General features: G+C 71.5%; 8 protein-coding genes and 2 pseudogenes. 5 read left to right on the top strand and 5 right to left on the bottom strand.

Annotated elements, in window-relative coordinates; translation table 11 throughout:
• Positions 1–36: 36 nt before the first annotated feature.
• Entirely contained in the window at positions 37–837 is an 801-nt protein-coding gene (locus ACFVW8_RS37765; RefSeq protein WP_389698330.1) for a DeoR/GlpR family DNA-binding transcription regulator, read from the bottom strand.
• A gap of 185 nt (positions 838–1,022) precedes the next feature.
• On the opposite strand from ACFVW8_RS37765, the gene ACFVW8_RS37760 reads away from it, so the two are divergent.
• Together ACFVW8_RS37760 and ACFVW8_RS37755 are read left to right on the top strand one after the other, a co-directional pair.
• The gene (locus tag ACFVW8_RS37760) at positions 1,023–1,907 is read left to right on the top strand and encodes an SIS domain-containing protein (RefSeq protein WP_389698328.1); all 885 of its coding nucleotides are present in this window, start codon (positions 1,023–1,025) and stop codon (positions 1,905–1,907) included.
• Between the two features lie 4 nt (positions 1,908–1,911).
• Positions 1,912–2,829 carry an acyl-CoA thioester hydrolase/BAAT C-terminal domain-containing protein gene (locus tag ACFVW8_RS37755; RefSeq protein WP_389698326.1) on the top strand — a complete coding sequence of 306 codons (918 nt, stop codon included), beginning with the start codon at positions 1,912–1,914 and terminating at the stop codon, positions 2,827–2,829.
• On the opposite strand, the gene ACFVW8_RS37750 is transcribed toward ACFVW8_RS37755, so the two are convergent.
• Positions 2,811–3,365: a hypothetical protein gene (locus tag ACFVW8_RS37750; protein WP_389698324.1), complete on the bottom strand. Its 555-nt coding sequence runs from the start codon at positions 3,363–3,365 to the stop codon at positions 2,811–2,813. The two genes, ACFVW8_RS37755 and ACFVW8_RS37750, sit on opposite strands and share 19 nt — an antisense overlap.
• Positions 3,366–3,613: 248 nt before the next feature.
• Here ACFVW8_RS37750 and ACFVW8_RS37745 point away from each other — a divergent pair.
• A pseudogene (locus ACFVW8_RS37745) lies at positions 3,614–3,883 on the top strand (response regulator transcription factor); the annotation flags it as partial.
• A gap of 15 nt (positions 3,884–3,898) precedes the next feature.
• Here ACFVW8_RS37745 and ACFVW8_RS37740 read toward each other — a convergent pair.
• A complete protein-coding gene (locus tag ACFVW8_RS37740; RefSeq protein ID WP_389698322.1) occupies positions 3,899–4,588 on the bottom strand; it encodes a TetR/AcrR family transcriptional regulator in 690 nt (229 codons plus the stop codon).
• A gap of 123 nt (positions 4,589–4,711) precedes the next feature.
• On the opposite strand from ACFVW8_RS37740, the gene ACFVW8_RS37735 reads away from it, so the two are divergent.
• Positions 4,712–5,659, top strand: coding sequence for an NAD(P)-dependent alcohol dehydrogenase (locus ACFVW8_RS37735; protein WP_389698334.1), 948 nt, complete (start codon positions 4,712–4,714; stop codon positions 5,657–5,659).
• Between the two features lie 51 nt (positions 5,660–5,710).
• Here ACFVW8_RS37735 and ACFVW8_RS37730 read toward each other — a convergent pair whose 3' ends face one another.
• Together ACFVW8_RS37730 and ACFVW8_RS37725 are read right to left on the bottom strand one after the other, a co-directional pair.
• Positions 5,711–6,112, bottom strand: a complete 402-nt coding sequence (locus ACFVW8_RS37730; RefSeq protein WP_389698320.1) for a Zn-ribbon domain-containing OB-fold protein — start codon at positions 6,110–6,112, stop codon at positions 5,711–5,713.
• 132 nt (positions 6,113–6,244) lie between these two features.
• Complete coding sequence (locus tag ACFVW8_RS37725) at positions 6,245–6,913, bottom strand: TetR family transcriptional regulator (RefSeq protein ID WP_389698332.1); 669 nt, start codon at positions 6,911–6,913, stop codon at positions 6,245–6,247.
• 143 nt (positions 6,914–7,056) lie between these two features.
• Between ACFVW8_RS37725 and ACFVW8_RS37720 the strand changes: the two are divergent.
• Positions 7,057–7,139 (top strand): annotated as a pseudogene (locus ACFVW8_RS37720) (electron transfer flavoprotein subunit beta); the annotation flags it as partial.

The raw sequence follows: 7,139 nt of genomic DNA, 5'->3' as shown, positions 1-7,139 counted from the left end.
CCCCATGGGTGCGACGGCCCGCCGCTCAAAGCTCAGTCAGACAGCGACGACCGTGACGCCGGCCTCGGTGAAACGGGCGGCCGCCTCGGGCGAGATGCCCTTGTCGGTGACCAGGAAGTCGACCATCCCGAGATCGAAGACCCGGGCGAAGGCCCGCTTGCCGATCTTCGAGGAGTCGGCCGCCACCACCACCCGCTGGGCCTGCTGGGCGAGCAGCCGGTTGATGCTGGCCTCGCCCTCGTGATGGACATAGGCGCCGCGCTCGGTGTCGATGGCGTTGACGCCCAGCACGGCGACGTCCAGGGTGATCTCACCCAGTACGCCGCTGGCCAGCGGGCCCGTCAGCTCGTACGACTGCGGCCTGGCCACCCCGCCGGTCACCACGATCTTGATCTGCGGCCGGATCACCAGCTCGTTGGCGATGTTGAGGGCGTTGGTGACCACCGTCAGGGTCGGCTGGCCCGCCGTCCCGCCCGCCCCGTCCCCGACCAGGTCGGAGCGCACGGCCAGCGAGCGGGCGACCTCCGTGATGGTGGTGCCGCCGGTCAGCCCCACCACTTCACCGACCGCCACCAGTTCGGCGACGGCGCGGCCGATGGCCTGCTTCTCCGGGGCGTTGCGCCCCGTCTTGTAGCGCAGGGCCAGCTCGTAACTGACCCCGTGCGCGACCGCGCCGCCCCGCGTACGGGTGAGCAGCTGCTGTTCGGCGAGCTGGTCCAGATCGCGGCGGATCGTCGCGGCCGAGACATCCAGCGTCCTGGCGGCGTCCTCGACGTCCACCCGGCCGTGCTTACCGACGAGTTCCAGCAGTGCGTTCCACCGGGAATCCCTGGACAAGTGAGCTCTCCTTACCGGTCCGGGCTGCGGGCGCCCATCCCCTTGGGCACGATCACCGGACTCGCGCAAGCGTCGCACAAGGCCCCGGCGAGTCAAGTCTCATGCAAGAAGAATGCTTGATAATGCTTGCACATCCCGTATAGCGTGCGTTAACGAGCATCCCATCACCAGTACGGAGTGCAAAAGTGTCATTTGTCGAGATCGAGACAGCCAGTCAGCCGGACTGCTGGCGCCGCGCCGCCGATCTGGCGCAGAGCCAGTCGGCCGTACTGCCCGCGGCCGGCGAGCGCATCGCGGTGGTGGGCTGCGGCACCTCGTTCTACATGGCTCAGGCGTACGCCGCGCTCCGTGAGGACTCCGGACAGGGCGAGTCCGACGCCTTCGCCGCCTCGGAGTTCCCCTTCAACCGCCGCTACGACCGGGTCGTCGCCCTCACCCGCTCCGGCACCACCACCGAGGTGCTCGAACTCCTCGACCGGCTGCGCGGCGTCACCCCGACGGTGGCGATCACCGCCGACCCGCAGACCCCGGTGATGACGTCCGCCGACGCGGTCGTGGTCCTCGACTTCGCCGACGAACAGTCCGTCGTGCAGACCCGGTTCGCCACCACGCTGCTGACGCTGCTCCGCGCCCACCTCGGTCTGCACACCGACGCCGTGGTCCGCGACGCGGAGGCCGCGCTGGCCGAGCCGCTGCCCGAAGAGCTCCTGGACTGCACCCAGTTCACCTTCCTCGGCCGCGGCTGGACGGCCGGCCTCGCCAACGAGGCCGCGCTGAAGATGAAGGAGGCCTCGCTGTCCTGGACGGAGGCGTACGCCGCGATGGAGTACCGCCACGGCCCCATCAGCATCACCACCACCGGCACCGCGACCTGGATGTTCGGCACCGCCCCCGAGGGCCTGCGCGAGCAGGTCCTGGAGACGGGCGCCCACTGGGTGGAGAGCGGCCTGGACCCGCTGGCCGAGCTGGTGCGCGTGCAGCGCCTGGCCATTGCCCGCGCCGCTGCCCGCGGTCTCGACCCGGACAGCCCGCGCCACCTGACCCGCTCGGTGGTGCTGGCCGACGCCTGATCCCGTGGAGACCGTCGAGCGCGAGGTGCACGCCGGACCGGGCGCCGGCGCGGATGCCTGGACGGGCTTCTGCGCCGCGCCCGTGCACGGCAGCGCCGTCGGGGTGCTCGTGCTCGCCGGGTCCAGCGGACGCGTCGAGAAGGAGCGCTGCCGGCTGCTCGCCCGGGAGGGCATGACCGCTCTCTCGATCCGCTGGTTCGGCGGCCCCGGGCAGCCACCGGGCATCTGCGAGGTCCCGCTGGAGACCTTCGTGTCCGCGCTCGGCCGGCTCCGGGCGGAGGGGGCGCGCCGCATCGGTGTCCTGGGCGTGTCCAAGGGCGCCGAGGCCGCGCTGCACCTGTCCGTGCTCCAGCCCGGCGTCGATGCCGTGGTGGCGCTCTCCCCCACCGCAGTGACCTGGGCGAACGTCGGTCCGGGCCGGGACGGGCTGACGCGGCCTCAGCGGTCCTCCTGGACCTGGCGGGGCGAGCCGCTGCCGTTCGTCCCCTACGACGACGCCTGGACGGCCTCCGAGCCGGAGGGCTGTCCCGCCTCGGTCCTCGGCTGGTACGAGCGGAGCCTGCGGACGCATGCGGGCCGCGCCCCGGCCGCGGCCGTCCCGGTGGAGAGGTCCGGGGCCGGACTCGTACTGGTCGCGGGCGGGGACGACCTGATGTGGCCCTCGCTGCCGTACGCCGAGGAACTGGCCGCACGGCGGCGGGCGGCGGGCCGCCCTGTCCTGCTGATCACCCGCGCCGAGGCGGGACACCGGCCGCGGCTGCCCGGCGAGGGCCCCGCGCCCGCGTCCGGCACCTTCCGGTACGGCGGTTCAGCCGCGGCCGACGCGGCGCTCGGCGCGGCCGCCTGGCCGCACGTCCTGGACGCGCTGCTCGGCCCGGGCGGGTCCGCACCGGACGCCGCCGGTCAGGACTCCTCGAAGTAGGCGTCCAGGACCGCGTCGAAGCCTTCCGTCCACTCCTTGAGGCTGCTTCTGGCCGCCGCCTCGACCTCGGCGTTGAACCAACGCCTGGTCGACATGTGGACCGTGACCGTGAACCGGCGGCCGAACCGGGCCGGCTTCAGCTCCACCGCGCCGATCTCGTCCCAGTGGAAGTCGGCCTCCTGGTCGTCCAGGGTGAACCGGATGCCCTCGCTGTCCGCGGCGATCGAACCGCGGCGGTCGCTCACCTCGAACGCGGGACCGTCCGTGGACGGGCCGTCCGTCTCCGTGTCCTCGTTCTCGTCCTCCTCGTCGTCCGCCGCCCCGGCGACGGCGTCTCCGTCGGACTCCGCGTCCTCGGACACGGCCTCCTCGGCGGCATCGTCGGACGCGGCGTCCTCGGGTTCGGGCCCCTCGGTCGGCTCCGGCTCCTCGTCCGCCTTTCCGGTGGTTCGGGGGGCCGTGAGACCAGGGATGTACGCCGGGTCTGTCCCTGCGGCGTACTCGGGCTGAGTGTTCGGATCTATGCGCTGCTCCACGGCGGGCAGTATGGCCGACGAACCTGTACGGGGCCAGTGAGCCCGTGTTCACCCGGCCCCGCGCGTGTCCCGGAGCCGGGCGAACGGCGCGGACCCGCCCCGCCGACGTCGGGTTCCGGGTTCCGGAACAGCCCTGGGTTCCCGCGTCCGTTCCCCCGGCCCGCACCCTGCGGGAAACCGCAGTACGGAGGTACGGCTCGCCGCACCGGCCCCGACGGCAATCCGCATACCGCCGCTGCCCAGCGAGGGCCGGCATGGCGGTCTTCGACCCGGAGGTGGTGCGGCAGTTGGTCATCCGCAGTGCGCACGGCGATCCGCCGGCCCGGCTGACCCCGCGCGAACGCACCGTGCTGGAGGCGCTGGCCCAGGGCCATACCAACGCGGGCATCGCACAGCGGCTGCACATCTCACTGAGCGCGGTCGAGAAGAACCTCAACACGGTCTTCGACAAGCTGGAGCTGGACCGCACCACGGCCTACAACCGCCGGATCCTTGCCGTGCTGAGGTATCTGGAGGCGTCAGGACGGCCGGTCTCACGGGCCGGGCGGGGGCTGGTAGATGCGGTTCAGTTCGAGCGGGGCCGGCGGCGGCAGGGGCGCGGCGCTGCCGGCCCGGAAGGACTGGAGCAGATAGCCGGTCAGGCGCCGGGACGCGGCCGCCGCGACCTCCGGGGACGCTCCGGCGACGCCGCAGTTCGCCACGAGCAGGAGGGTGATGTCGCTGGGGGCGAAGTCGGCGCGCAGCTGCCCGGAGTCCTGGGCGCGGCGCACCAGCCTGGCGATGCCCTCCTCGGCGTGGGTGCGCCGGTCCTCGAAGTCGACGGCGTCGGGGAACCGGGAGAGGAACGCGGCCGTGAAGCCCCGGTCGGTGGCCTGCATCGCGCACACCTTCTCGATCAGGGTGCAGAGCCCGCGCCAGGGGTCGGGGTCCAGCAGTGCGTCGTCGAGGGCCGAGACGCACGAATCGAGCTGCTCGGAGAAGGCCTCCGTGATGAGTGCGGTGCGGGTGGGGAAGCGCCGGTAGAGGGTGGCGACCCCGACGCCGGCCCGGCGGGCGATCGTGGTGACGGGCACGTCGATGCCATGGGCGGCGTAGGCCTCCCTGGCCGCTTCGAGGATGCGCTCACGGTTGTGCCGGGCGTCGGCCCGCAGTCCGGCAGGAGGGACTACAGACGGGGTTGCACCGGCCTTGGCAGGGCGCTTCCGAGAGGGCTGAACAGGCATGTCTCTCACTTTACGGTAAGTGGAAGGTGTCATCCACTTAGGCTGTTAGCTTGAGGAGAAGGAAGCGGAAACATGCTTCCGCTTACGGTTTCCGAGACAGAGCAGGACAGATACGTGGACGAGATGCGCGCCGCCCTCTACGACCGGTACGGCCCCCCGGAAGTGCTGTACGTGGGCAAGGTGCCCACGCCGGACGTCAAGCCCGGCGAGGTGCTGGTCCGCGTCCGGGCGGTCGGAGTCAACGGCGGCGAGCTGTCCGGCCGGGCCGGAAAGATCAAGCTGGTGACAGGGCGACGCTTCCCCCAGCGCACCGGGATCGACTTCGCGGGCGAGATCGCCGTGGTGGGCGCGTCCGTGACCGGAGTACGGGTGGGCGAGCAGGTGTGGGGCATCCTGCCGCGGCGGATGGGCAGCGCGGCGGAGTACGTCGCCGTCGCCGCACAGAAGGTCTCACCCGCCCCGGAGAACCTGACGCCCGAACAGGCCGTCTCCCTGGTGACCGGCGGCACGACGAGCCTGACCGCGCTGACCGACAAATCCGCCCTCAGGCCCGGGGAGCGGCTTCTGGTGCGCGGGGGCAGCGGCGGGGTCGGCAGCGTCGGGGTCCAGGTCGGCAAGATGCTCGGCGCCCATGTCACCGCTCTCGCGGGGGCGAAGAACCTCGACTTCGTCCGCGGCCTGGGAGCCGACGAGGTCTTCGACTACCGGGCGGCCGGCCCCGCCGAACTGGGCACCTTCGACGTCGTCCTGGACACCGTCGGCACCCAGCACCGCGCCTTCCGAAGGCTCTTGGCACCGGGCGGGCGCATGGTGGCCGTGTCCTTCGACATCGACAACGGCCTCCGCTCCCTCTCCTACATCCTCGCCTCGGCCCTCCAGGGCTCCCGGCGCGTACGGTTCTTCAGCGGCAACCCGAACACCGAACTGCTCGCCCGACTGGCCCGGTACGTGGAGGACGGCAGCATCCGCGAGGTCGTCGACACCGTCCGCCCCCTCACCGAAATCGGGGAGGCCCACCGGGCACTCGAGGCCGGTGGCGTACGCGGCAAGCACGTGCTCCGGGTCGAGTGAACCGTCGCCCGCCGGGCCGGACACAGCCGGGTGGCCCCGCGGCCGGCAGGGTCAGTACCAGCCGGCCGTGAGGGGCGGATCGCACAGTTCGAGGACCACTTCGCCCGCCTCGGAGGTGGTGCCGCCCACGGGCCGGACCCGGTCGCCGACGCTCACGAGATGGGGCGCCGCGCCCACGATCCGGCACCGGTACACAAAGCCTTCGGGGAAGCGCACCAGGGACTCGTTGCGCATCACCCGCGAATAGCGGTTCACGACACTGGACCGCACGACGACGCCGTGGCCGTCGCTGCGTTCCGGTTCGAGATCGCTCGACGCGCAGACAGGACAGAGGAGTTTGCGGAAGGAGGCGGTGCCGCACCATCGGCACATCTGGTAGACCAGACCCTCCACCGTGTGCGGCTCCGCCACGTCGCCGGCCGTCCGCCCCACATCGATTCCGGTACTGAACACGTCTCGGCCTCCCGCGCTCGACTCGGTGCGCCGCACCTCCGGCGACGGCACACCGGCACCGTATGGCACTTAGTGCCAGCGCGTAAAGGTACTGAGTGCCGAAAGTTGGCGAAGCGACTCCAGCCCGACGGCTCATCCCTCGCCGAGAGCCGATTCGATGCGCTGCACCACCCGCCACATGGGGGCGCCCTTCGACGCGACCATCACGATCACCTCGTCCTCGGCGGCGGGCGCTGCGGGCCGCTCCTGCGCCCTGCCCCACACCGTACGGACGAGTTCGAGCGCCCGGTCCACCTCGGCACCGGCATCGCCCTGACCGCCCGAACGCAGCCAGGACCGGAGGCCGTTGTTGTGCGCCGCGACCACCGACGCGGCGATCACCTCGGCGCGCAGCGCCGCGTCCCGGGTGCCGGCGCCGTGCCGCTCCAGATATCCGGCCAGGGTCCGCTCGTAGCGGCGCACCACGGAGAGTTCGTAGGTGCGCAGGCCGGGCACCTCCCGGGTGAGGCGATAACGCTGCACGGAGAACTCGGGGTTCACTGCGTACATCCGGAGCACGAGCCGGGCCGCGTCGCACACCGTGTCCACCGGATCGCCGTCACCGGCGGCCTCCAGGAACGCGGTCATGTCCGCGAGACACCGCTCGTGATCGGGGAAGACCGCGTCCTCCTTCGACGGGAAGTAGCGGAAGAACGAACGCCGCCCCACCCCCGCCCTGGCGACGATGTCGTCCACCGTGGTCCGCTCGAACCCGCGCTCCATGAAGAGCCCGAAGGCCGCCTCGGCAAGCACGTCACGCATGGGCGGCTTCTTGGCTGGTCCCCGGTCATCGGTCATGGCGGAAACGTAGCACCAGAAGCGGATATCCGGCACTGCGTACCTTTACTCAGGGTACTGAGTGCCATAGAGTCGGACGCCGAACCGCATCAGTGAGGAGAGCCGGCGTGAGCTTGAGGATCGTTGTCTGTGTGAAGTACGTGCCCGACGCGACCGGTGACCGGCATTTCGCCGATGACCTGACGCTGGA

It is taken from the genome of Streptomyces sp. NPDC058221 (assembly GCF_042882365.1).
Taxonomy (GTDB): Bacteria; Actinomycetota; Actinomycetes; order Streptomycetales; family Streptomycetaceae; genus Streptomyces.
The sequence above is the reverse complement of the archived record's forward strand: the minus strand, read 5'-3'. Positions and strand labels throughout refer to the sequence as shown.

Coding starts and splice junctions, on each gene's coding strand:
- ACFVW8_RS37735 (WP_389698334.1), top strand. CDS start 4,712: ATGCGCGCCGCCCTCTACGACCGGTACGGCCCCCCGGAAGTGCTGTAC.
- ACFVW8_RS37725 (WP_389698332.1), bottom strand. CDS start 6,913: ATGCGTGACGTGCTTGCCGAGGCGGCCTTCGGGCTCTTCATGGAGCGC.
- ACFVW8_RS37740 (WP_389698322.1), bottom strand. CDS start 4,588: ATGCCTGTTCAGCCCTCTCGGAAGCGCCCTGCCAAGGCCGGTGCAACC.